This is a genomic window from Kribbella sancticallisti (assembly GCF_039530625.1).
GTDB lineage: Bacteria > Actinomycetota > Actinomycetes > Propionibacteriales > Kribbellaceae > Kribbella > Kribbella sancticallisti.
This window is the reverse complement of sequence record NZ_BAAAOS010000031.1, coordinates 36419-59530: the sequence shown is the minus strand read 5'-3', so window position 1 is coordinate 59530 and position 23112 is coordinate 36419. Positions and strand designations below refer to the sequence as shown.

At 68.8% G+C, this 23112-nt stretch carries 21 protein-coding genes; 10 read left to right on the top strand and 11 right to left on the bottom strand.

The features are described 5' to 3' along the window. Positions 1-96: 96 nt before the first annotated feature. Genes ABD255_RS22035 through ABD255_RS22025 form a run of 3 tightly spaced genes read left to right on the top strand, consistent with a single transcriptional unit; the run spans position 97 to position 3118 of the window. The gene (locus ABD255_RS22035; RefSeq protein ID WP_344216857.1) at positions 97-1410 is read left to right on the top strand and encodes an L-fuconate dehydratase; all 1314 of its coding nucleotides are present in this window, start codon (positions 97-99) and stop codon (positions 1408-1410) included. Further along, the gene (locus tag ABD255_RS22030) at positions 1407-2159 is read left to right on the top strand and encodes an SDR family NAD(P)-dependent oxidoreductase (RefSeq protein ID WP_344216855.1); all 753 of its coding nucleotides are present in this window, start codon (positions 1407-1409) and stop codon (positions 2157-2159) included. Before ABD255_RS22035 ends, ABD255_RS22030 begins: the two co-directional genes overlap by 4 nt. Further along, the gene (locus ABD255_RS22025; RefSeq protein WP_344216853.1) at positions 2156-3118 is read left to right on the top strand and encodes an aldo/keto reductase; all 963 of its coding nucleotides are present in this window, start codon (positions 2156-2158) and stop codon (positions 3116-3118) included. The genes ABD255_RS22030 and ABD255_RS22025 overlap by 4 nt, the downstream gene beginning before the upstream one ends. A gap of 3 nt (positions 3119-3121) precedes the next feature. On the opposite strand, the gene ABD255_RS22020 is transcribed toward ABD255_RS22025, so the two are convergent. The 3 genes from ABD255_RS22020 to ABD255_RS22010 all read right to left on the bottom strand — a co-directional run bounded on the left by ABD255_RS22020 (position 3122) and on the right by ABD255_RS22010 (position 7258). Next, positions 3122-4702 carry an ABC-F family ATP-binding cassette domain-containing protein gene (locus tag ABD255_RS22020; protein ID WP_344216851.1) on the bottom strand — a complete coding sequence of 527 codons (1581 nt, stop codon included), beginning with the start codon at positions 4700-4702 and terminating at the stop codon, positions 3122-3124. A 166-nt stretch (positions 4703-4868) separates the two neighbouring features. Next, entirely contained in the window at positions 4869-5540 is a 672-nt protein-coding gene (locus ABD255_RS22015; RefSeq protein ID WP_344216849.1) for a FadR/GntR family transcriptional regulator, read from the bottom strand. Positions 5541-5668: 128 nt separating this feature from the next. Further along, positions 5669-7258 carry a tannase/feruloyl esterase family alpha/beta hydrolase gene (locus ABD255_RS22010; RefSeq protein ID WP_344216847.1) on the bottom strand — a complete coding sequence of 530 codons (1590 nt, stop codon included), beginning with the start codon at positions 7256-7258 and terminating at the stop codon, positions 5669-5671. A gap of 94 nt (positions 7259-7352) precedes the next feature. Here ABD255_RS22010 and ABD255_RS22005 point away from each other — a divergent pair, with 94 nt between their 5' ends. From ABD255_RS22005 to ABD255_RS21995, 3 genes are all read left to right on the top strand, one after another. After that, the gene (locus ABD255_RS22005; RefSeq protein WP_344216845.1) at positions 7353-7757 is read left to right on the top strand and encodes a DUF3052 domain-containing protein; all 405 of its coding nucleotides are present in this window, start codon (positions 7353-7355) and stop codon (positions 7755-7757) included. 423 nt (positions 7758-8180) lie between these two features. After that, positions 8181-12059, top strand: a complete 3879-nt coding sequence (locus ABD255_RS22000; protein WP_344216843.1) for a multifunctional oxoglutarate decarboxylase/oxoglutarate dehydrogenase thiamine pyrophosphate-binding subunit/dihydrolipoyllysine-residue succinyltransferase subunit — start codon at positions 8181-8183, stop codon at positions 12057-12059. Position 12060: 1 nt separating this feature from the next. Continuing rightward, a complete protein-coding gene (locus tag ABD255_RS21995; RefSeq protein WP_165554028.1) occupies positions 12061-12237 on the top strand; it encodes a DUF6104 family protein in 177 nt (58 codons plus the stop codon). A gap of 75 nt (positions 12238-12312) precedes the next feature. Here ABD255_RS21995 and ABD255_RS21990 read toward each other — a convergent pair whose 3' ends face one another. Further along, positions 12313-12687, bottom strand: a complete 375-nt coding sequence (locus ABD255_RS21990) for an ArsR/SmtB family transcription factor (RefSeq protein WP_344216839.1) — start codon at positions 12685-12687, stop codon at positions 12313-12315. A gap of 115 nt (positions 12688-12802) precedes the next feature. Between ABD255_RS21990 and ABD255_RS21985 the strand changes: the two genes are divergently transcribed. Beyond that, positions 12803-14035 carry a sodium:proton exchanger gene (locus ABD255_RS21985; protein ID WP_344216837.1) on the top strand — a complete coding sequence of 411 codons (1233 nt, stop codon included), beginning with the start codon at positions 12803-12805 and terminating at the stop codon, positions 14033-14035. 13 nt (positions 14036-14048) lie between these two features. Here the strand turns inward: ABD255_RS21985 and ABD255_RS21980 are convergent, their stop codons facing one another. From ABD255_RS21980 to ABD255_RS21960, 5 genes are all read right to left on the bottom strand, one after another. Further along, complete coding sequence (locus ABD255_RS21980) at positions 14049-14348, bottom strand: WhiB family transcriptional regulator (protein WP_344216835.1); 300 nt, start codon at positions 14346-14348, stop codon at positions 14049-14051. Positions 14349-14501: 153 nt separating this feature from the next. Further along, complete coding sequence (locus tag ABD255_RS21975; RefSeq protein ID WP_344216833.1) at positions 14502-15011, bottom strand: GNAT family N-acetyltransferase; 510 nt, start codon at positions 15009-15011, stop codon at positions 14502-14504. A 1-nt stretch (position 15012) separates the two neighbouring features. Next, on the bottom strand, positions 15013-15981 hold the full coding sequence (locus tag ABD255_RS21970) for a zinc-binding dehydrogenase (RefSeq protein ID WP_344216831.1): 969 nt from the start codon (positions 15979-15981) through the stop codon (positions 15013-15015). A 45-nt stretch (positions 15982-16026) separates the two neighbouring features. Further along, entirely contained in the window at positions 16027-16617 is a 591-nt protein-coding gene (locus ABD255_RS21965; protein WP_344216829.1) for a DUF1349 domain-containing protein, read from the bottom strand. Positions 16618-16637: 20 nt separating this feature from the next. After that, positions 16638-17843: an NAD(P)-dependent malic enzyme gene (locus ABD255_RS21960; protein ID WP_344216827.1), complete on the bottom strand. Its 1206-nt coding sequence runs from the start codon at positions 17841-17843 to the stop codon at positions 16638-16640. Positions 17844-18135: 292 nt separating this feature from the next. On the opposite strand from ABD255_RS21960, the gene ABD255_RS21955 reads away from it, so the two are divergent. From ABD255_RS21955 to ABD255_RS21945, 3 genes are read left to right on the top strand one after another with little or no spacing between them, the layout of a single operon-like run. After that, positions 18136-18987 carry an ABC transporter substrate-binding protein gene (locus tag ABD255_RS21955; RefSeq protein WP_344216825.1) on the top strand — a complete coding sequence of 284 codons (852 nt, stop codon included), beginning with the start codon at positions 18136-18138 and terminating at the stop codon, positions 18985-18987. Beyond that, positions 18984-19805 (top strand): amino acid ABC transporter permease, encoded by an 822-nt coding sequence (locus ABD255_RS21950; protein WP_344216823.1) that lies wholly within the window; start codon positions 18984-18986, stop codon positions 19803-19805. The genes ABD255_RS21955 and ABD255_RS21950 overlap by 4 nt, the downstream gene beginning before the upstream one ends. Then, the gene (locus ABD255_RS21945) at positions 19805-20590 is read left to right on the top strand and encodes an amino acid ABC transporter ATP-binding protein (RefSeq protein ID WP_344216821.1); all 786 of its coding nucleotides are present in this window, start codon (positions 19805-19807) and stop codon (positions 20588-20590) included. Before ABD255_RS21950 ends, ABD255_RS21945 begins: the two co-directional genes overlap by 1 nt. Before the next feature lie 77 nt (positions 20591-20667). Here the strand turns inward: ABD255_RS21945 and ABD255_RS21940 are convergent, their stop codons facing one another. Together ABD255_RS21940 and ABD255_RS21935 are read right to left on the bottom strand one after the other, a co-directional pair. Beyond that, positions 20668-21621, bottom strand: a complete 954-nt coding sequence (locus ABD255_RS21940) for an NEW3 domain-containing protein (RefSeq protein ID WP_344216819.1) — start codon at positions 21619-21621, stop codon at positions 20668-20670. A 13-nt stretch (positions 21622-21634) separates the two neighbouring features. Further along, positions 21635-23083 carry a Gfo/Idh/MocA family protein gene (locus ABD255_RS21935; RefSeq protein WP_344216817.1) on the bottom strand — a complete coding sequence of 483 codons (1449 nt, stop codon included), beginning with the start codon at positions 23081-23083 and terminating at the stop codon, positions 21635-21637. Positions 23084-23112 lie beyond the last annotated feature (29 nt).

Here is a 23112-nt window from a genome sequence, read left to right as displayed (position 1 = left end):
TTCTTTCCGCCGGACAGGAATCCCATGGCTGATGACCCACATATCCTATAGGATCTGCTCGACAGATCGGATCACTGCCAGGAAACGGGTCGCCCTATGCCGCGCTTCACCAAGGTCGAGACGTACGACGTCCGCTTCCCCACGTCGCTGGACCTGGACGGCTCCGACGCGATGAACGCCGACCCGGACTACTCCGCGGCGTACCTGATCCTGCGCACCGACGCCGGCGACGGACTCGAGGGGCACGGCTTCGCGTTCACCATCGGCCGCGGCAACGACGTGCAGACGGCGGCGATCGAGGCGCTGCGCGAGCACGTGATCGGGCTCGACGTCGACGCGACGCTGGCCGATCTCGGCGGCTTCTGGAAGTCGCTCGTGCACGACTCGCAACTGCGCTGGCTCGGCCCCGAGAAGGGCGTCATGCACATGGCGATCGGCGCGGTCGTGAACGCCGTCTGGGACCTGGCCGCCAAGCGCGCCGGAGTACCGCTGTGGAAGCTGTTGTCCGATCTCTCCCCCGAGCAGATCGTCGACCTGGTCGACTTCCGCTACCTCACCGACGCGCTCACCCGTGACGAGGCGCTCGAGATCCTGTACGCCGCCCAGCCGGGCCGCGCCGAGCGCGAGAAGGTACTGCGCGAGCAGGGCTACCCCGCGTACACCACGACCCCCGGCTGGCTCGGGTACGACGACGCCAAACTGGTCCGGCTCTGCCACGAGGCGGTGGCCGAGGGGTTCACCCAGATCAAGCTCAAGGTCGGCGCCAACCTCGACGACGACATCCGCCGGATGCGGCTGGCCCGCGAGGCGGTCGGCCCGGACATCCGGATCGCGATCGACGCGAACCAGCGCTGGGACGTCGCCGACGCGATCGCCTGGATCGAGGCGCTGAAGCCGTACGACGTGTGGTGGGTCGAGGAGCCGACCAGTCCGGACGACATCCTCGGGCACGCCGCCATCGCCCGGGCCATCGCGCCGGTGCGGGTGGCGACCGGCGAGCACGTGCAGAACCGGGTGGTGTTCAAGCAGATGCTGCAGGCGGAGTCGCTGGCGTTCCTGCAGATCGACTCGGCCCGGGTGGCCGGGGTGAACGAGAACATCGCGATCCTGCTGCTGGCGGCGAAGTTCGGCGTACCGGTGTGCCCGCACGCCGGCGGGGTCGGGCTGTGCGAACTGGTGCAGCACCTGTCGATGTTCGACCTGGTCGCGGTCAGCGGGTCGACCGAGAACCGGGTGATCGAGTTCGTCGACCACCTGCACGAGCACTTCCTGGATCCGGTGGAGATCGAGGACGGGCACTACGTGGCGCCGACGCGGCCCGGGTTCAGTGCTGAGATGGATGCCGAGACGCTGACCGACTTCCGCTTCCCCAGTGGCAAGATCTGGACTGACTTGAAGGAGACGACGTGACGGATTTCGCCGGCCTGCGGGCCGTGGTGACCGGAGGAGCCTCGGGGATCGGCCTGGCCGCGGCCTCGTTGCTGGCCGCGCGCGGTGCCGAGGTGGTCGTCTTCGACCTGAAGCCGGAGGTGCCCGCGCCGCTGACCGGGATCGCCGCCGACGTGAGCGACGACAGTTCCGTCCGCGACGCCGTCTCCGCCGCCGCGCTGCAACTCGGCGGGATCGACATCCTGGTGAACAACGCCGGCATCGGCGCGCAGGGCACGGTCGCCGGGAACGACGACGACGAGTGGCATCGCGTTCTCGACGTGAACGTCGTCGGGATCGCGCGGGTCACCCGGGCGACTTTGCCGTACCTGCGTCGCTCGTCGGCCGCCGCGATCGTCAACACCTGCTCGATCGCCGCCGTCGCGGGACTCCCGAATCGTGCGCTCTACAGCGCGAGCAAGGGCGCGGTACTGGCTTTGACCATGGCGATGGCCGCGGATCACGTGCGCGAGGGGATCCGGGTCAACTGCGTGAATCCCGGGACTGCTGACACTCCTTGGGTCGGCCGGTTGCTCGACGTGGCTTCGGACCCCGCGGCTGAGCGCGCTGCGCTGGAAGCCCGGCAGCCGATGGGTCGCCTGGTCTCGGCCGACGAGGTCGCTTCGGCGATCGTCTACCTGGCCAGCCCGCTGTCCGGATCAACCACCGGTACTGCGCTCGCTGTCGACGGGGGCATGCAGAACCTGCGGCTGCCGGCGGTTCGTTCATGAAACTCTTCGGCTCCTCCAGAATCGGCCTCGGTGGAGCACCACTCGCCGGGTTGTTCACACCAGTTGCCGACGCCGAAGCTGTCGCGACAGTCCAGGCCGCCTGGGACGAGGGCTGGCGGTACTTCGACACGGCGCCGCACTACGGACTCGGTCTCGCCGAGGAACGGCTGGGCGCGGGGCTCGCGGGAAAGCCGCGGCCGGAGTACGTGCTGTCGTCGAAGGTCGGGCGGATCATCTACGAAGCCGACACCCCTGAACCCGACGCCGAGGGCTTCGCGGTCGTCTCGAACCGGCGACGGCGCTGGGACTTCAGCCGCGACGGTGTCCTGCAGAGCATCGAGGACTCCCTGCGCCGCCTCGGCACCGACCGCCTCGACGTCGTCTTCGTGCACGACCCGGACGACCACTTCGACGAGGCCGTCGCGACCGCCTTCCCCACTCTCGTCGAACTCCGCGACCAGGGCGTCATCGGCGCGATCGGCTCCGGCATGAACCAGACCGCGATGCTCACCCGCTTCGTCCGCGAGGTCGACATCGACGTCATCATGCTGGCCGGCCGCTACACCCTCCTCGACCCCGACGGCCTCGACGACGTCCTCCCCGCCTGCGTCGACAACGACGTCCAGGTAGTTGCCGTAGGCATCTTCAACTCCGGCCTCCTCTCCCAGCCCCGCCCACCCGCCGACGCCACCTTCAACTACGCGCCGGCTCCCCCAGCGCTGATCGACAAGGCCAACAGCCTCGCCGACGTCTGCGAATCCCACGGCGTAACCCTCCCCGCCGTAGCCCTCAGCTTCCCCCTTCACCACCCTGCGGTAGCCGGCATCGCAGTCGGCTGCCGCACCGCAGACGAAGTCCACACGAACGCCGCTCTCTCCCGCGTGGAGATCCCCACCGCCCTCTGGTCCGACCTCAAATCCACCGGCCTTCTGCGAGAAGACGCCCCAACACCTGCCTGACCGCTACAGCGGGTCGATCTCGTGGAGGGTGTTGTCTTCGATGGAGAGCCAGCGGGTGATGCCTAGTTGGTGGAGGAAGGGGACGTCGTGGCTGGCTACCAGGAGGGCTCCCTGGTAGGACGCCAGGGCGTCTTGGAGTTGGGCGACGCTGGACAGGTCGAGGTTGTTGGTGGGTTCGTCGAGCATCAGGAGTTGGGGTGGGGGTTCGGCGAGGAGCAGGGCTGCGAGGGTGGCTCGGAAGCGTTCGCCGCCGGAGAGGGTGCTGACCGGCTGGTCGGCGGCTCGGCCGCGGAAGAGGAAGCGGGCGAGACGGGCTCGGCGGTCCTGGTTCTCCGCGCTCGGAGCCAGTAGGGCCAGGTTCTCGACTACCGACAGGTCGTCCTGCAGCAGGTCGAGGCGTTGTGGGAGCAATCGCCAGGGAACCAGCGGTTTGTTGTCGGAGGCAACGGCGTGGAGCAGGGTGGACTTGCCGGCGCCGTTCGAGCCGGTGAGGGCGATCCGCTCGGGGCCGCGGATCTCCAGGGCGGCGTGCAGGCCGGTACGCAGTACGTAGTCCTCCAGGCGGAGCACGATCCGGCCGGCCGGGACGACGGTGTTCGGCAGGTCGACGCGGATGGCGTCGTCGTCATGGACCTTCTCCTCCGCCTCGGCGAGTGCTTCCTGCGCGGCGTCGAGGCGTTCGCTGTGCACGCCGAGGTGTTTGCCGGCCGACACCTGCGCGCCGCGTTTGAGGTTGCCGGCCATGATCTTCGGAATGCCGCCCTGCTCGAACGCGCGCTGGCCGGCCGCCCGCCGGCGGTCCATCTTCATCCGCGCCTCGATCAACTCGCGCTTCTGCTTGCGCAGGTCGGACTCGGCCGAGCGGACCATCCGTTCGGCCGCCTCCTGCTCCACCGCGACCGCTTCCTCGTACGCCGTCAGGTTGCCGCCGTACCAGGTCACCTCGCCCCTGCGGAGATCGCCGATCTGGTCGACCCGGTCGAGGAGTTCGCGGTCGTGGCTGACGATCAGCAGAGCTCCCCGGAACGACTCCACGGCGTCGTACAGGTGCCGTCGGGCACGCAGATCCAGGTTGTTCGTCGGCTCGTCGAGCAGCAGTACGTCGGGTCGCCGCAACAACTCAGCCGCCAGGCCGAGCAGGATCGTCTCGCCACCTGACAGTTCGCCCACGCTGCGATCCAGGCTGATCGACCCGAGGCCGAGCTTGCCCAGCATCGCCTCGGCGCGCTCCTCGACGTCCCACTCGTCGCCGACGGCCGCGAAGTTCGCCTCCGAGGCCTCCCCGCGTTCGATGGCGTTGATCGCTTCACGTACGCCGGCGATGCCCAGCGCCTGGTCGACGCGCAGAGCAGTGTCCAGGGTCAGGTCCTGCGGCAGGTAGCCGAGTTCGCCGCTGACCCGGATCGACCCGCGTTGCGGAGTGAGTCGGCCGGCGATCAGCCGAAGCAGGGTGGACTTGCCGACGCCGTTGCGGCCGACCAGCCCGGATCGGACCGGGCCGGCCACGAAGCTCAGGCCGTCGAACTGGACGTCGCCGTCGGGCCAGGCGAAGAAGAGGTCGGTACAGGTCAGGGAATAGCTCATGCGCGCACTCCAAAGAGGTCTCCGACGAAATCGCTCGACCTCGGATCAGAGGGAGCGATCGACTGCTCAGAAGAAAGACCTTGGAGTTACAACGCAGGCTCCAACCGCCGGCAACAGGACGTCACCAAGACTAGGTCCTCGCGAGGAGGCCTTCAATCGGATTTGGTCAGCGGGCCTTGCGGAGCCAGTTCTCGACGCCGGCGATGTGCGCGGTCATCCAGGCGCGAGCGGCGTCGGCGTCCCCGATCTCGATGGCGTCGAGGATCGCGGTGTGTTCGGCCAGGGTCCGTTCGACCGCGCCGGCCTGGGTGACGCCGCGCCAGATCCGGGCTCGCTGGGTGGCGCCGGAGATGCCGTCGAGCAACGAACAGACGACGGAGTTGCCGCTGGCCTCGGCGATGCCGCGGTGGAAGCGCAGGTCGTTCGCGACGAGTTCGTCCACGGGCGCGGAGGCGGTCAGGTCGCTGGTGAGCAGGCGGAGGTCAGCGAGCTGTTCCTTGCTGATCCGGGTCGCGGCCAGCGCTGCCACGCCGGGCTCGAGCAACCGCCGTACTTCGAAGAACTGCAGCACCGAGTCGTCTTGGTGGAGGTCGACCATGAAGCTCAGAGCGTCGAGCAGGTGCGCCGAGTCGAGGCTCGTCACGTAGGTCCCGTCACCGTGCCGTACGTCGAGCACGTTCACCAGGGTGAGCGCCTTCACGGCCTCCCGCAGTGAGTTTCGGGACAGGCCGAGGCGCGCCGCGAGATCGGCCTCCTTGGGCAGCCGGTCCCCCGGCCCCAGTTCGCCTGAGGTGATCATCCCCTTGATCTTGACGATCGCCTCATCCGTCAGTGCCATTCGCCAAGTATGCCGCCGCGCACGCTCTCCGCGACGTACCCGGAGGCAACGATCTGACCTAGCGGCGAGGGAGCGTTCCCCAAGAGCGAACGCCGCACTCCCCCAAGGCGGGGAGTGCGGCGATCGGATCAGCCGCAGCGGTAGCTGGCGGCGTTGGCGGGATCGCCGTGGCCGAGGTACACCGAGACCTGCGGGTAGCGGCAGAGGTCGCGGGTCACCTGATTGCCGCCGGCATCAATGCCGGCAGCAGGGAGCGTCGCCGGAGCCTTGCCCTCCTCGACCCACTTGACCACCGCGGCCAGCGGATCAGTCGGCGCCGGGCCTGCTCCGGACCTGCAGTGCGCCGCACCCGGCGCGAGGAACAGCCGGTAGAAGTCGTCGACCTGAGCCCCGACAGTGCGCTCCACCTTCTTGCGGTAGTCCACCGTTCCCTGCGGGAAGATCAACTGGTCGGCCTGACCGTGCCACGAGAGCAGCTTGCCACCCGACTTCTTGAAGGCGGACAGATCCGGCTCGTCGGTGCCGATCACCACGCCGTACTGCGCCTCCGACTGCCGGAACAGCTCGGCGAACTGGCGATAAGTGACCTTCGAGGTGTCGAACGCCGGCTGCTGCTTCACGAAGTACTGGATCCAGGCGTTGGAGACCGGGAACACCTGGGCGGCACCTCCAGCAGTGGCAGCCAAACCGTCGAAGCCGGCGCCCCGGTTCAGCCCATACCAAAGTCCCTTCGGCCCTTGCCAGATCTTCCGCACGACCGCGGCGTCGGCAGCCGAGATCGTCAGCACCTTGCCCTCACAGACGACCTTCTTGCCGATCAACTGCGCCGGATCCCACTTGCAGAGCTCAGGCCGGCCGATGACGCCGTCGGCGACACCGTCGAGGCGGTCGCAGGCCTTGACCGCGGCCGCGGTGAACGCGTCGAACTCGCAGGTCGTCGGAACGTTCTTCTCCTGGTTGATCACGACGTTCGGCCACTGCGCAGCGACGGACCACTTCGCCCAGTTGATGGCCGGCGCGGCGGCGACGATGCCGTCGAAGTCGTCGGGGTATTCCTGGGCCTCCAGGTAGCCCTGCCGGCCACCTGTCGAGCACCCGTTCCAGTACGAGTAGGCGACCGCGCGACCGTAGAACTCCTTGGCCGCCGCCTTCCCGACCACCGCGAGGTCGTGCACCGAGCGGGAGGCGAAGTTCTCCAGCAGCGGCTGGTTCACCTTGCCGCTCGACGTCAGCGCCCACGAACTCACGTCGAGGAAGTCCAGCGGATGTCCCGCGTCGGTCGATCCGGCGGCGTACCCGGCCTTCACTCCCTCGGCCAGCGCAACGCCGAAGTCGCCGGCCGCGTAGGCACTACCGCCGGCGGCCAGAAATCGGCCGGTCCAGTTCTCCAGCGGTGCCCAGACCTTGACCTGAGCATGGTCCCCGGCGCCCGGGTGGGTCAGCACGACCGTGATCTCGCAGTACGCCGGTACGCCGCTGACCGGATCCGGCGCGGGGAAGGGTGGTTGGGCCGGGAAGGTCACCGTGCCGCCGGGGCGCTCGACAGCCGACACCGACTCCACCTGCGCACCGGCCGGCGCCGGAACGGAGAGGTCGGGGGAACACGCCGCCGAGGCGGACTGGGATGCCGTGCTGGTCGAGACAGGCACCAGGACGGACAGCGGCAGGACGGCCGCACCGAGGAGCAGGACGAGTCGTTTCTTCGATAGTCGCAACACGTTCGGCAGGCTAGAAAACGCTCAGCCGGCTCCGCGCCCGTCAGATGACGCCATTCCTGTACGTCATCCGATCCCCGTACGCCATGATCGGGACATGACCGCCGGCTACTCGGGCAAACCGCTCGCCGCCAAGCTCGGGATCAAGCCCGAGCACGGCGTTGTCCTGGACAACGCACCGGCCGGTTTCGTCCTCGAGGGACTGCCCGACGGAGTGCGGCTGGTCGGCCGGGCCGGGCGGACGCAGTACGACGTGGTGCTGGTGTTCTGCCCCGATCGGGCCCGGTTGGCCGCGCGGTTGCCGGTCCTGCTGGAACGGACCACCACCGCCGGGATGATCTGGGTCGCCTGGCCGAAGCGGTCGTCCGGCGTACCGACCGATCTGGACGAGAACGGGGTCCGGGAGATCGCCTTGCCGCTCGGGGTGGTGGACGTGAAGGTGTGTGCGATCGATGCCACCTGGTCCGGACTGAAACTGGTCCGGCGGTTGGTCAACAGATAGCCAATCACCTCGAACTGGACTGATCCAGTGAGTGACGTCTGCCACATTCCTGTCCACAGCTGACCATCACACCCCGCCAGCGCGCAGCTGCATACAGTGGCCAGCCAGGCGTACGACGCCCTGCCCGCGACCGGCCCCGGGACGCCGGAACCCCACCTCTGCAACGGGTCCCGCAGTAGATCGGAGGTCAGTCCACCTCGTCAAGCCCGGCCCGGCCGGCCGGATCCCTGAAACACCTGTCATCACGGTGTTCCAGCGGTCGATCGATCAACGGCCCGGGCCCGAACCACTCGATCGACTGGTCCGGTGATCCCGGGCTGCGGAACTGTTGTGGCAGCTATTAGCCTTGGCTCGGGAAGTCCCCCATAACTCCCGTAGTCATAACCGTGGTATCTGACTCGATCGGAAGAGGCGAACTGCCAAGTGGCCACCGAGCCATCAGAAACTGACCCCCTTGCAGCCTTCGGCGCGAACGAATGGCTGGTCGACGAGATGTACGAGACCTACCTCGAGGATCCCAAGTCGGTGGACCCGGCCTGGAAGACCTATTTCGAGGGCGACAGTTTCAAGGGGCACAGCCCGGGTGATGCGAAGCAGACGAAGCCTGCCGACGTTCCCCGGCCCGATGCGGTGTCGGACAACAAGACTCCCGAGGCACCCAGCCGCGGTACGGCGGCGGCGGCTCCGTCCTCCAGCCAGCCGGCCGCTCAGGCCGCCGCTGCGGCACCCGCTCCCGCTGCGCCGGCACCGGCCGCTGCCCAGGCCCCGGCCCAGCCGGCCGCCGGTCAGCCGACCGCGGCCGCTCAGCAGGCCGCGCAGCCCCAGCCGGCCTCGTCAGCGCAGAAAGCAGCGCCCGCGGCGAGCGGCGCCCCGACCGGAGGCACGGTGAACCAGCCGCCCAGCGCGCAGCCCAAGCCCGCTCCCGCGACCAGCACGGACACCAAGCGCGTGATTCTGCGCGGCGCGCCCGCGCGGACCGCGCAGAACATGGAGACGAGCCTCCAGGTCCCGACCGCGACCAGCGTGCGGCAGGTGCCGGTCAAGCTGCTGATCGACAACCGGATCGTCATCAACAACCACCTGCGCCGGGCCCGCGGCGGCAAGATCTCCTTTACCCACCTGGTCGGCTGGGCCCTGGTGAGGGCGCTCAAGACGCTGCCGGAGATGAACGCGTCGTACGACGAGACCGAGGGCAAGCCGACGCTGGTCCAGCCCGAGCACATCAACCTCGGCCTGGCCATCGACATGCAGAAGCCCGACGGCACCCGGCAGTTGCTGGTGCCGTCGATCAAGGCGACCGAGTCGATGACGTTCGCCGAGTTCTGGATGGCCTACGAGGACATCGTCCGCCGGGCCCGGGACAACAAGCTCGCGCTGCCCGACTTCCAGGGCACCACGATCAGCCTGACCAACCCCGGCACGATCGGCACCCAGCACTCGGTGCCGCGGCTGATGAGCGGCCAGGGCTGCATCATCGGCGTCGGCGCGATGGAGTACCCGACGGAGTACCAGGGCGCGGCCGAGGAGACGATGGCCAAGCTCGCGGTCAGCAAGGTGATGACGCTGACCTCGACCTACGACCACCGGATCATCCAGGGCGCCCAGTCGGGTGAGTTCCTGCGCCGGCTGCACAAGTTGCTGCTCGGCGAGGAGGGCTTCTACGACGAGATCTTCCAGTCGCTGCGGATCCCCTACGAGCCGATCCGCTGGGCCGCCGACCTCCCGCACAGCCACGAGGAGGACATCAGCAAGCAGGCCCGGATCCTGGAACTGATCCACGCCTACCGGGTGCGCGGCCACATCATGGCCGACACGGATCCGCTGGAGTACAAGCAGCGCAGCCACCCCGACCTGGACGTCGCCACCCACGGGCTGACCCTGTGGGACCTGGACCGCGAGTTCGCCACCGGCTCCTTCGGCGCCCAGAGCGACCGCCGGTTCCTGAAGCTGCGCGACATCCTCGGCATCCTGCGCGACTCGTACTGCCGGACCACCGGTATCGAGTACATGCACATCCAGGACCCCGAGCAGCGCAAGTGGATCCAGGAGCGGGTCGAGCGGCCGCACACCAAGCCGCCGCGCGAGGAGCAACTGCGGATCCTGGCCAAGCTGAACGAGGCCGAGGCGTTCGAGACCTTCCTGCAGACCAAGTACGTCGGCCAGAAGCGCTTCTCGCTGGAAGGCGGCGAGACCACCATCCCGTTGCTCGACGAACTCTGCGAGGAAGCAGCCGGCGCCGGCCTCGATGAGGTCACCATCGGTATGGCGCACCGCGGCCGGCTGAACGTGCTCGCCAACATCGTCGGCAAGTCGTACGGCCAGATCTTCCGCGAGTTCGACGGCAACATCGACCCGCGGACCGTCCAGGGCTCCGGTGACGTCAAGTACCACCTGGGCGCCGAGGGCGAGTTCGTCTCCGAGTTCGGCGACAAGATCAAGGTGTCGGTGGCGGCGAACCCGTCCCACCTGGAGACCGTCGACCCGGTGCTCGAGGGCATCGTCCGGGCCAAGCAGGACATCCTCGACCAGGGCCCCACCTTCCCGGTGCTGCCGGTCCTCGTCCACGGTGACGCGGCCTTCGCCGGCCAGGGCGTCGTGGCCGAGACGCTGAACCTGTCCCAGTTGCGCGGCTACCGCACCGGCGGCACGATCCACGTGATCGTCAACAACCAGGTCGGTTTCACCACCTCGCCGGCCTCGTCCCGCTCGTCGATGTACTGCACCGACGTCGCGCGGATGGTCCAGGCGCCGATCTTCCACGTGAACGGCGACGACCCCGAGGCCTGCATCCGGGTCGCGGACCTGGCCTTCGAGTACCGCCAGGCGTTCAACAAGGACGTCGTCATCGACCTGGTCTGCTACCGCCGCCGCGGTCACAACGAGGGCGACGACCCGAGCTTCACCCAGCCGCTGATGTACGACCTGATCGAGCAGAAGCGGTCCGTCCGCAAGCTCTACACCGAGGCCCTGATCGGCCGTGGCGACATCACGGTGGAAGAGGCCGAGCAGGCGATGCGGGACTTCCAGCAGCGGCTGGAGCGGGTCTTCACCGAGGTCCGCGAGGCGAAGAGCCAGCCGGACACGCCGGCGCCGTACGTGACCGTCCCGGTCTACCCGGACAAGCCGGAGGGCCCGGACGCGACCGCGACCACGCCCGAGGTGCTGAAGAAGATCGCCGACGCGTACACGACGCTGCCGGAGGGCTTCACCGCGCACCCGAAGGTGATGCCGCAACTGCAGCGCCGGGCCGCCGCGATCACCCAGGGTCCGGTCGACTGGGCCAGCGCGGAGATCACCGCGTTCGGTTCGCTGCTGCTGGCCGGGCGTCCGGTCCGGCTCGCGGGCCAGGACAGCCGGCGCGGCACCTTCGTCCAGCGGTTCGCCGCGGTGATCGACCGGGTCAACGGCCAGGACCACGTGCCGCTGCAGCACCTGGACGAGAACCAGGCGAACTTCTACGTCTACGACTCGCTGCTGAGCGAGTACGCCGCGCTCGGCTTCGAGTACGGGTACTCCGTCGCCCGGCCGGACGCGCTGGTGCTCTGGGAGGCGCAGTTCGGCGACTTCGTCAACGGCGCCCAGTCGATCATCGACGAGTACATCTCGGCCGGTGAGGCGAAGTGGGGCCAGAAGTCCGGTGTCGTGCTGCTGCTGCCGCACGGCTACGAGGGCCAGGGCCCGGACCACTCGTCCGCGCGGATCGAGCGGTTCATGGCGCTGTGCGCCGAGAACGCGATGACGGTGGCCCAGCCGTCCACCCCGGCGTCGTACTTCCACCTGCTGCGTCGCCACACGCTGCAGGAGGAGCACAACCCGCTGATCGTCTTCACCCCGAAGCAACTGCTCCGGTTGAAGGCAGCGGTGTCGCAGCCGGAGGAGCTCACCAGCGGCACGTTCCGCCCGATCGTGAACGACCCGGAGGCCGAGCAGAACACCGCGGCGGTCGAGCGGGTCATCCTGGCCTCGGGCCGGATCAACTACGACCTGCTGGCCGAGCGCAAGAAGGCCGAGCCGGACAAGATCAGCACCGCGATCCTGCGGGTCGAGCAGCTCTACCCGCTGCCGGCCGAGGAGATCAAGGCCGAGTTGGCGAAGTATCCGAACCTGCAGGAGATCCGCTGGGTGCAGGACGAGCCGGCGAACCAGGGCCCGTGGCCGTTCATGGCGCTGAACCTGACCGAGCACCTGGGCGGCAAGCCGTTCTACCGGGTGTCCCGGCCGGCCATGTCCGCACCGTCGGTCGGCTCGCACGGCGTCCACGTCGCCGAGAACGCGACGCTGATGAAGCAGGCCTTCAGCTGACGTGTACTTCACCGACCGAGGGATCGAGGAACTCGAGGGCCGGCGTGGCGAGGAAGACGTCACGCTGGCCTGGGTCGCGGAGCGACTCCGCGAGTTCGTCGACCTGAACCCCGAGTTCGAAACCCCGATCGAACGCTTCGCCACCTGGCTGGCCCGGCTGGACGACGAGGACGACTAGCCGCAGTTCTTCCGCTCCACACCGAGTGCCCTTCGCCGCGTCCGCGCGGCGGAGGGCATCAGCGTTTTCAGGACGTCAGTCCACGTGTGGCGGGCGGCGGCGTAGCGGCGGGTCGGGGGCCAGGGAGCCGTCGGGGGCGATGTGTTCGAAGATCTGGTCGACCATGTTGAGGACGTGTGGGTCGTCGACGGTGTAGATGTGCCGGCGACCCTCGCGGCGGGCCGTGATGATGCCGGCCAGGCGGAGCTTGCCGAGGTGCTGGCTCGCGGTGGCGATGCTCACGCCGACCCGCTCGGCCAGGGTACCGACGTCGTACTCGCCCTGGGCCGCCAGGGACACCAGGTGGAGCCGGACGGGCGCCGAGAGCATGGCGAAGGTGCTGGCGGCGGCGTCGAGTTGCGCTCGGGTGGGTTCGAGCGGTGCTCGGGTGGGTTCAGGGGGTGTGCTCATCGCGGAGTCATTGTGACCTCTCCGGAGGTCCCCCGGTACACGGCAGGCCGATCGTGAGGACGGTCTCATACTTTCGCAATTGCGAAAGTATCAAAACGATGGCACGCTAGACAGCGTGATCAGAGCCCTGCGCCCCGTTTTCCTGTGCCTGCTGGCGGCTGTCCCGGCGGTCGCACTCCGACTGGGCGGGGTGCACCCGGCGGCGCCGTTGGCGATCGTTGTCTTCGGACTCGCGGTCGTCGCCGCGTCGTTCGTGCTCGCCTGGGCGGCCGAGGCGGCCGAGGTCGACATCTCGGGCGGGCTCGCGATCGCGCTGCTCGCGGTGATCGCCGTACTCCCGGAGTACGCGGTGGATCTGTACTTCGCTCACACGGCCGGCAGCCAGCCGGAGTACGTCGCGTACGCCGCCGCCAACATGACCGGCTCCAACCGGCTACTGCTCGGCCTGGGCTGGTCCAGCGTCGTACTCATCAGCCTGTACGTCGCCAGCCGGCGCAGCGGGCAGACCATCAAGGCACTGGTGCTCGACTCCGGCTACCGGCGTGAACTGGGCTTCCTGGCAGTGGCGAGCGTGGTCGCCTTCATCATCCCGGTGACCGGGCAGATCCACCTGGTGCTCGGCATCGCCCTGCTGGCCTTCTTCGCCTACTACCTCTGGCGGGCGGCCGCGTCCGGCCACGACGACGAGCCGGACCTGATCGGCCCCGCGGCGCGGATCGGTGGACTGCGGAAGGTCCAGCGGCGGGTAGCGGTGGTGTCGATGTTCCTGGCCTCGGCCGGCGTGATCCTGCTGTCGGCAGAGCCGTTCGCCGACTCCCTGGTCGAGGGCGGGCACGTGCTGGGGATCGACCAGTTCCTGCTCGTCCAGTGGCTGGCTCCGCTGGCCTCCGAGGCGCCGGAGTTCATCATCGCGATCCTGTTCGCCTGGCGGGGCAAGGGGGCCGCTGCGCTGGGCCTGCTGATCTCCGCGAAGGTGAACCAGTGGACGCTGCTGATCGGCAGCCTGCCCATCGCGTACGGCATCGGCGGCGGTCCCGCTGCCCTGCCGCTGGACGGGCGCCAGGTCGAGGAGTTCCTCCTGACCGCCACCCAGACTGTCCTGGGGCTGGCCATCCTGCTGAGCCTGCGCTTCCCCCGGTGGGCCGCGTGGACGCTGCTGGGCCTGTTCGCCGTACAGTTCGCGATTCCGGGCCAGACCGGGCGGTACGTCATCGCCGGCATCTACCTCGCGCTGGCCATCGGCGCCCTCGTCTACAACCGCCAGCACATCATCCCGACCCTGACGTCACCGTTCCGCCGCACCCCGACGGTGACGGCGGACCGGTCGGACGAACTCGTCGGAGTCTAGGACCAGACCCGGCCTAGCTCGCCTGCTGCTCCTCGACCAGAGGGGTCGGGCGGCGGCGCTCCTGCGGGCCGGGACGTCCACGGCGGCGGCCGGAGAGGAACTTCTCCCCCGCCGCGGTGCCGGTGAACTTGGTCCGGCGGGCCCACTCACGGCACTCCTCGATCACCGGGCACGCGGTCAGGCAGATCGCCTGCGCCCTGCGCTGCTCCCAGTGACTCGCGCTCTCGTCGTACGCCGGCGCCTGGCCGATGCAGGCCGCACGCATCATCCAGCGGTCGGCGGGGTCGGCGATCACCGTCAAGGTCGGCCTCATGGGCGCTCCTGTTTCCGTCATCGATCGGGCGGATCGAATCCGTGGGGGTTTCCCGCGGTAGGAACAGCCTGCGCCAGCGGCGTTGCCCCGGTGCGACGGCAATGTTTCAGCCATGAAACGTCACGCCGGACAGGTGTCACATCAGTGCCGCTGTCACTGACCGGGCCGGACCATCCTGATCTCCGGTACGCCGAATAACGGCTCGTCGACCCGGCTGCCGTCCTCGACGAAGCCCTGGCGGCGGTAGAACGCCTTCGCCCGCTCGTTGCCTTCCAGCACCCAGAGGCTGGCCGCTTCCTTGCCGATGGCAACATCCAGCAGCCGGTCGCCGAGCCCGCTGCCCCACCACTTCGCCCGGACGTAGATCGCGTACAACTCCAGCGGCGTCGGGGCGTCCTCGTCCCGGGTCGGGCCGGGGCAGGAGAAGCCGATCACCCGGTCCTCGACCGGCGCAGCCGGGTCCGGGTTGAGCGCGATCCAGCGAACCACGCCGGCTTCGAGGGCCTGGGCCCACCGCTTGCCGCGTCCCTCGGGATCACCCGTCTTCTCGGCGAGCCGCGCGGGGTCGGCGAGGTCGGCGTACGCCTCCTGCCAGCACTTCAGGTGACACCAGGCGCCCGCTGCCGCGTCCGCGACCCCGGCACGGCGAATCTCGATCTCCACGTCAGACAGTGAAGACGATCTTGCCGAACACGTCACCCTCGTTCATCTTGGCGAACCCCTTGCGGGCGTCGGCCAGGGCCAGCGTGGTGTCGATGTGCGGCTTGATCCCGGCGTTGTGCATGAACTGGAGCAGTTCGGCCAGTTCGGTCCGGGTGCCCATCGTCGAGCCCTGCACGCGCAGTTGCAGGAAGAAGATCCGGTTCAGTTCGGCGGACTTCGGCGCCTGGCCGCTGGTCGCGCCGGAGATCACCAGCGTGCCGCCCTGCTTGAGCGACTTCAGCGAGTGCGACCAAGTCGCCTGCCCGACGGTCTCCATCACCGCGTCGACCCGCTCGGGCAGCCGCGCGCCCGACTCGAACGCCTCGTGCGCGCCGATCTCGACGGCCTTGGCCCGCTTGCCCTCGTCCCGGCTGGTCGCCCAGACCCGGATCCCGGCCGCCCGCGCCAGCGTGATCAGCGAGGTCGCGACCCCACCACCGGCGCCCTGCACGAGCACGGTGTCACCCGGCTTCAACCCGGACTGCGTGAACAACATCCGGTACGCCGTGAGCCACGCCGTCGGCAGGCACGCCGCCTCCTCGAAGCTCAACCCGGCAGGCTTCGGTACGACGTTGCGCGCCGGCACCACGACCTTCTCGGCCAGCGTCCCCTGATACCGCTCACTCAGCAGCGACCGCTTCGGGTCGAGCGTCTCGTCGCCCTTCCACGCCGGATCCGAGATCACCGCGTGCACGACGACCTCGTTGCCGTCCGGGTCGATCCCCGCCGCGTCGCACCCAAGGATCATCGGCAGATTCTGCTCAGCCAGCCCGACACCCTTCAGCGACCACAGGTCATGGTGATTCAACGCCGTCGCCTTGACGTCGATCGTCACCCACCCGTCCGGCACGACCGGCTCAGGCCGCTCCCCCACCTCCAACGCGGAGACAGGGTCCTCGGCATCAAACCTGGCAGCGAAAGCAGCAAGCATGCCGCCCACCCTAGGCCCGCGGGGCGGAGCAGTCAGTTACAAACGTCACGAGTGCAGGGCGGCATCGGGGTCGGTGACTGCGAACGAGGTGAAGCGGACGGTGAGGCCTTCGCGGGTGGGGGCGCAGACCATCGGACCTGCGGCGGCGGTCGCGCCGGGATCGAGAGGCGCCAGGCGGACCATGCGCCAGGGCTCGTCCTCGCAGCGGGCGCGGAGAGTGATCGCGTCGCCGGTGCGGCTCGCGCGGATCGTCACCTCGCGACCGTCCCACTCCGGCACCGGAGCGAGCGACCAGTCCGAGCGCCCGTGCGTCACCACGGCGCCCAGGTACGGCGCTCCGTCGGTGTACTCGATGCCGGCCTTGATCCAGGTCTGCTCGTCCACCCGGATCAGCAGGCCGGCCTGGTCGTACAACTCCTCGAAGGACGCCACGAAGGCGACCTCGATCGCGGTGCCGACGCCGAAGTCCGTCAGCAAAGCGTGCCCGTCGTCGTGCACGAACCCGTAACTGGTGGTCCGCCAGAAGTCACTGCCCTTCCTGGCGGTCACCAGCAGGTTGCTGCCGTCCGCGAGCACCGCCTCCGGCTGGTTCAGCCAGGCTGCCTCGGACCACTCGATCGCGCGTCTGTTCTCCACCGCGCCAACGCTAGTGCCCCTCAGGCGCGGGCTACTCCGTCACGGTGCGCCGCGTCCGCGACGGCGGCCGCGACAGCCGGCGCCACCCGCGGGTCGAACGGCGACGGGATCACGTAGTCCGGGCGGAGGTCGTCGGCGGAGATCAGGTCCGCCAGCGCCTCGGCCGCGGCCAGTTTCATCCCCTCGGTGATCCGGGAGGCGTTCACGTCGAAGGCGCCGCGGAAGATGCCGGGGAAGGCGAGCACGTTGTTGATCTGGTTCGGGAAGTCGGAGCGGCCGGTCGCCACCACCGCGGCGTACCGGTGGGCGATGTCGGGGTGGACCTCCGGGTTCGGGTTCGCCAGGGCGAAGATCATCGCGCCCGGCGCCATCCGCGCGACGGCCTCCTCCGGCACCGTGCCACCCGAGACGCCCAGGAACACGTCGGCGCCGTCGAGGGCATCGACCAGGCGGCCGGACAGCCCGCCGGTGTTGGTGTCCTTGGCCAGCGAAAGCTTGACCGGGTTCAGGTCGGCCCGGTCCTCCGACAGCACCCCTTTGCTGTCGACAACAGCCAGGTCCCCGACGCCCGCCTGCAGCAGGATCCGCGCACAGGCGACGCCGGCCGCACCCGCGCCGGAGATCACCACCCGGATCTCCTCGATGGACTTACCTGTCAGCCGGAGCGCGTTCCGCAGCGCCGCCAGTACGACGACCGCCGTACCGTGCTGGTCGTCGTGGAAGACCGGGATGTCCAGGCGTTCCTTCAGCCGGCGCTCGATCTCGAAGCAGCGCGGCGCCGAGATGTCCTCCAGGTTGATCCCACCGAAGGTCGGGGCCAGCCGGACCACGGTCTCGACGAACTCGTCCACGTCCGTGCAGTCCAGCGCGATCGGCACCGAGTTGACGCCGCCGAACTCCTTGAACAGAAGGGCCTTGCCCTCCATCACCGGCAACGACGCGGCCGGCCCGATGTCGCCCAGGCCCAGTACCGCGGTGCCGTCGGTGACGACTGCCACCACGTTCGACTTCCAGGTGTACTTCCGGACCAGCGACGGGTCCTCCGCGATCGCGGTACACACCCGGGCGACGCCGGGGGTGTAGGCCTTGGACAGTTCGTCGGCGGTGTCGACCGTGACGGTCGAGGTGACCTCGATCTTGCCGCCGCGGTGCAACTCGAAGACGGCGTCACCGGCGTACCGGTCGGAATCGATCGAGGGGGTGGACGGAAATGGTTCGGCAACCATCGGGAGGGACCCTTCACTTCGGAATGCAGGCAAGCGTTTACAGGGAGTGGGCGGTTCGGAAAGGGTGCGTCGAACGGCGCCGTTGCCAGGGGGTCACCCGTGGCTACGAGTAAACCACAGGCCGCACTGGTCTGGTCTGTGAGGGCCACCACTCGGGCACCACACGGTGACGATCGCGTCTCGTCCGGGGTCATCAGCCGACACGCGGCAGTCTGCTGTGTCAGGATGCGGAGAATCCGGCCCGGTACCGTCTGGTCCGGCGTTTCAGAACCAGTGTCGAGGAGTCCTAGCGATGAACATCGTCCCCACCCTCCGCAAGAGTCGCCTCTCGGTCGCCGCAGCCACGGTCGCCGTTCTCGCGCTCGCCCTGTCAGCCTGCGGCAGCGACGATTCCGGCAGCGGCGGTGGAGGAGGCGAGGACAAGGCCCAGGCGGCCGGCATCACGCTGGTCAAGCCGGGCAAGCTCACCATCTGCACCCACCTGCCGTACAAGCCGTTCCAGTACAAGGACGGCGCCGACGTCGTCGGCTTCGACGTCGACCTGCTCGACCTCGTCGCCAAGGACCTCAGCCTGGAGAAGGAGGTGGTCAACATCGAGTGGGCCCAGGTCACCTCGGGTGCCGCCTTCCAGGCCAAGAAGTGCGACATGGGCATGGGCGCGATGACCATCACCCCGGCCCGCCAGCAGGCGATCAGCATCACCGCGCCCTACATGGACGCCACCCAGGTGCTGCTGGTGAAGAAGGACTCGCCGTACAAGACGCTCGAGGACCTGAAGGGCAAGAAGGTCGGGGTCCAGGCCGACACCACCGGCAAGGACTTCGCCGACGAGAAGGCCAAGGAGATCGGCTTCTCGGTGGTCGTCTTCAACGACCTCGCGCTGCAGGAGAACAACGTCAAGTCCGGCCGGGTCGATGCCGCGATCAACGACAACGGCGTGCTCTACGACTTCGTCAAGGAGAACCCGGACACCGCCGTGGTGGCCGAGTTCGACACCGGCGAGCAGTACGGGTTCGGCGCCCTGAAGGACGGCAGCGGCCCGAAGCTGGTGGAGAAGTTCAACACCCTGCTGGCCGCGGCCAAGACCGACGGCAAGTACAACGAGATCTACAAGAAGTGGTTCGGGGTTGAGCCGAAGAAGTGAGTGCCCCCACCGACATCGTTGAACGGAAGGGGCTGAGCCCGCGGCAGCGGGCTCAGCGCTCCCGCTGGATCCAGTACGCGATCCTCGTCGCCGTGGTCCTGGTGGCGGCCCTCTCGGCCGACTGGGGCCAGATCGGCAGCGTCTTCTTCAAGCCCGAGTACATCAAGGCCTCGTTCGCCGACGGGATGCTGCAGGCCTTGGTGAAGACGCTGGAGTACACCGCCGGCGCCTTCGTGATCGGCCTGCTCGGCGGCACCCTGCTGGCGCTGATGCGGCTGTCCAGCGTCGGCCCGTACCGCTGGTTCTCGACCGCCTACATCGAGTTCTTCCGCGGCCTGCCGGCCATCGTGGTCTTCATCGCCTTCAGCCTGCTGCCGCTGGCCTTCGAGGGCATGACGATCCCGTTCGACCCGTACGGCGTGGTCTGGCTGGCGCTGGGCATCGTGGCGGCGGCCTACATGGCCGAGGTGATCAGGGCCGGCATCCAGGCGGTCCCGAAGGGGCAGGTCGAGGCGGCTCGCTCGCTCGGCATGCCGCTGGGCCTGGCCACCCGCAAGATCGTCCTGCCACAGGCGTTCCGGATCGTGCTGCCGCCGCTGACGAACGACCTGATCCTGCTGGTGAAGGACTCGTCGCTGGTGTTCATCATCGGCACCAGCGCGTCGGCGTACGAGCTGACCGGCTTCGGCCGGGACCTGGCCAACACCTACTCGAACCTGACCCCCCTGGTCACCGCCGGTTTCTGCTACCTGGTGATCACCCTGCCGCTGGGCATCCTGGTCCGCCGGCTCGAGGCGAAGGCTGCGAGGGCACGCTGATGACTGCACAGGATACTTCTCCCACCCCACCGCCCCAGTCGGTCGAGATCAAGAACCTGCACAAGTCGTTCGGCAGCAACCACGTCCTGCGCGGTATCGACTTCACCGTCGAGCAGGGCGAGGTGGTCTGCGTGATCGGGCCGTCCGGCTCGGGCAAGTCCACCCTGCTGCGCTGCGTCAACCTCCTGGAGGAACCCCAGGAGGGCCAGGTCATCGTCCGCGGTGAGGACATCACCCATCCGGACTGCCACCTGGACGCGGCCCGGCAACAGATCGGCATGGTGTTCCAGCAGTTCAACCTGTTCCCGCACCTGTCCGTGCTGGCCAACTGCACCGTGGCCCAGATCACCGTGCTGAAGCGCAGCAAGGCCGAGGCGGACAAGGTCGCGCTGGCCAACCTGGACCGGGTCGGCCTGAACGACAAGGTCAACGCGTTCCCGATGCAGCTGTCCGGTGGGCAGCAGCAGCGGGTGGCGATCGCCCGGGCGCTGTCGATGGACCCGGCGCTGATGCTGTTCGACGAACCCACCTCGGCGCTCGACCCCGAACTCGTCGGCGACGTCCTGACGGTGATGCGCAAGCTCGCCCTGGACGGCATGACGATGCTCGTGGTCACCCATGAGATGGCCTTCGCCCGCGAGGTCGCGGACCGGGTCGTCTTCATGGACGGCGGGGTGATCGTGGAGCAGGGCCCGCCGTCGGAGGTGATCGGCAACCCGCAGCACGAGCGGACCCGCAACTTCCTGCGCCGGGTGCTCAACCCGACGCACGTCGAGGACGTCTGACCCGTACTACGGATCGACGGCGCGAGGCCGGTTCCCTTCCGGGGAACCGGCCTCGCGTTCGTTCGGGGCGGGGTTGGTCAGGCGACCGCAACCCCGAACACGTGCATCCCGCCGTTGGCCGGGAGCGTGATCAGTTCGACGGTCTTCGCCGGGTCCAGCGGGATCGAGTGCGCGAACACCCGGTACTGGTACTCCGCGTTCGCATAGCCCGTCGGGGTGTTCCGCCCGGTGGTCGAGATGACCAGGGTCGCACCGTGCGCCCCGGCGTCCTGGAACGACCAGTTCGGGAACCCGATCGACCCGGTGGTGGAGGTTCCGTCGGAGTACCAGACCTTCACCAGGCCGGCGGCGGACAGGCCCGCGCCCGAGCCGAGCAGGACCAGCTTCGAGCCCTGGCCGGAGTACGCGAAGGTCTGGCCGGCGGCGATCGCGTTGTCCTTGGTGCCGACCGGTCCGGGCCAGGTGAAGGTGGCGCCGAGGGCGGTCACCGTGCTGCCCGCGGTGACGCCCTTCTCGGCCAGGCGCTGGGCGGAGAAGCTGTTGCCGTCGCCATCGAAGTCGCCCCTGGTGGGATGGGACTCATTGCTCACGGCAACATTATTGAAGGCGGCGGCCAGGTTCGGCAGCGGCGTACCGGAATGCTGGGTGCGGGTGCCGACGGTCTGGCCGCCCGAGTAGGTGGCGGTCGCCGTGAAGGTGCGGATGGTGAAGCCGGGACGCTGCTCGGGCACCCGGATCTGGAAGGCGACGGTGACGGAACCGCCTGGTTTCACGGCCTCCTTGACCGTCCGGATCTCCGGGGAGACGGTCCAGCCGACCGGGCCGGCGAAGCTCACCGCGAGCTTCGACAGCTTGGCCGTGGACTTGTTGGTGACCGTGACGTCGACCGCCGCGATCACCGGACCGGCCAGATCGACCTCGGAGATGGTCACCTCGACACCTTCGGCGGTGGCGTTCGCGGCGGCCGTGGCCGGGAGCTGTGGAACGAGCAGGGCGGCTGCCAGCGCCACCAGGAGTGCGAGTTTCTTCATCTGCGGTGGCCTCTCAGCTCGTCGGGGGCATGTCGGTCTCGCGGGAGTCGAGACCGAGCCGAAGCTCGGCCCAGCCGCCGCGGGTGAAGTCGGGGACGGCGACCGGACGGCCGTCGTTGCTCAGCGACTGCACGCTCAGCGGCACCGGAGCACACCAGGCGGCCGAGTCGTACACGTCGATGTCGGGCACCAGGCCGGCCCGCATCTGCTGCACGATCCGCCACTGCAGGACGTAGTCCATCCCGCCGTGGCCGCCGTTGTTCGCGGCGTCGTCGCCGATCTTCTTCCACAGCCAGTGGTCGTACTCCGCGCGGTACGGCGCGAAGTCGCGCCAGGAGTGGCCGCCGTGGTCGGGCTCGAGGTAGACCCGCCCGCCGGTGCTGCCGACCGGGACGTAGTCCTCGAAGATGCCGCGGCTGCCGGCCAGGCTGTTGATCCGGCTGTACGGCCGGGGTGAGCTGACGTCGTGCTCGGCCCGGACGATGCGGCCCTTGGCGGTCTCGATCAGGCAGGTGACCAGGTCGCCGTTGACGTACGTCTCGTTCCACGACGGGTGCGTCTTCGGGATGTGCCGCTCGCGGTAGTCGGCCAGCCCGCGCGGTGCGGTGGCGGTCGCCCGCAGGGTGGTGAAGCGGTCGCCGCGGTTGATGTCCATCGCCGCGGCGATCGGAGCGAGGCCGTGCATCGCGTAGAAGCTCGCGGTGCTGCGGGTGTGCCACTTCCGTCGCCAGGCGTCGGTGTAGTAGGTGTCGCTGAACAGCAGCTCCCGCAGGTCGTGCAGGTAGCCGCCGTGGCCGTTGGTGATCTCGCCGAACAGCCCTTCGTGGGCCATCTTCAGCATCGCCAACTCGTTGCGGCCGTAGCTGCAGTTCTCCATCAGCCACAGGTGCTTGCGGGTCCGTTCGGAGGTGTCCACCAGGTCCCAGAGCTCGTTGAGCTCGGTGGCGATCGGCAGTTCCACGCCGACGTGCTTCCCACCGAGCAGAGCCGCCTTGCCCTGCTCGTAGTGGAACTCCCACGGCGTGGCGATGTAGACGAGGTCCACGTCGCTGCTGCGGACCAGTTCCTTGTAGGCGGCCGCGGAGCCGCCGTACTCAGTCGGGCGGGGTTTGCCGAGCTGGACCAGGCGGTCGGCGGCTGCCTTGGCCCGGTCGGCCCGGATGTCGCAGACGGCGGTCACGACGGCTCCGGGGACGGCGGCCCAGCCGCTGAGCATCCCGGCGCCGCGGTTGCCCAGGCCGATCAGGCCGATCCGGACGGTCTGGTGCTGGGTGAACGGGACGTCGATCATCGAGCGCTGCCCGCTGCGGCGGGCGGGGGTCGCGGCTGTCTGGTCTGCCGCGGCCGCGCTGGTCGTAGTAGTCGTGGCGGAGGTGGCGGACGCCGTACCGGCGGTGGCGGCGCCGAGGACGCCGGCGAGGCCGGCTCCCAGCACGGTACGGCGTGAACTGGTCGGATTCACGGGGAACTCCTGGGGTCGTCGAGCGGGAG

What these genes read in the sequence shown, in the direction of transcription:
- ABD255_RS21990 (WP_344216839.1), bottom strand. Translation starts at nt 12,687, where the DNA reads ATGAGCACACCCCCTGAACCCACCCGAGCACCGCTCGAACCCACCCGA.
- ABD255_RS22035 (WP_344216857.1), top strand. Translation starts at nt 97, where the DNA reads ATGCCGCGCTTCACCAAGGTCGAGACGTACGACGTCCGCTTCCCCACG.
- ABD255_RS22020 (WP_344216851.1), bottom strand. Translation starts at nt 4,702, where the DNA reads ATGAGCTATTCCCTGACCTGTACCGACCTCTTCTTCGCCTGGCCCGAC.
- ABD255_RS22025 (WP_344216853.1), top strand. Translation starts at nt 2,156, where the DNA reads ATGAAACTCTTCGGCTCCTCCAGAATCGGCCTCGGTGGAGCACCACTC.
- ABD255_RS21980 (WP_344216835.1), bottom strand. Translation starts at nt 14,348, where the DNA reads ATGAGGCCGACCTTGACGGTGATCGCCGACCCCGCCGACCGCTGGATG.
- ABD255_RS22015 (WP_344216849.1), bottom strand. Translation starts at nt 5,540, where the DNA reads ATGGCACTGACGGATGAGGCGATCGTCAAGATCAAGGGGATGATCACC.
- ABD255_RS21960 (WP_344216827.1), bottom strand. Translation starts at nt 17,843, where the DNA reads ATGGTTGCCGAACCATTTCCGTCCACCCCCTCGATCGATTCCGACCGG.
- ABD255_RS21945 (WP_344216821.1), top strand. Translation starts at nt 19,805, where the DNA reads ATGACTGCACAGGATACTTCTCCCACCCCACCGCCCCAGTCGGTCGAG.
- ABD255_RS22005 (WP_344216845.1), top strand. Translation starts at nt 7,353, where the DNA reads ATGACCGCCGGCTACTCGGGCAAACCGCTCGCCGCCAAGCTCGGGATC.
- ABD255_RS21970 (WP_344216831.1), bottom strand. Translation starts at nt 15,981, where the DNA reads ATGCTTGCTGCTTTCGCTGCCAGGTTTGATGCCGAGGACCCTGTCTCC.
- ABD255_RS21955 (WP_344216825.1), top strand. Translation starts at nt 18,136, where the DNA reads ATGAACATCGTCCCCACCCTCCGCAAGAGTCGCCTCTCGGTCGCCGCA.
- ABD255_RS21940 (WP_344216819.1), bottom strand. Translation starts at nt 21,621, where the DNA reads ATGAAGAAACTCGCACTCCTGGTGGCGCTGGCAGCCGCCCTGCTCGTT.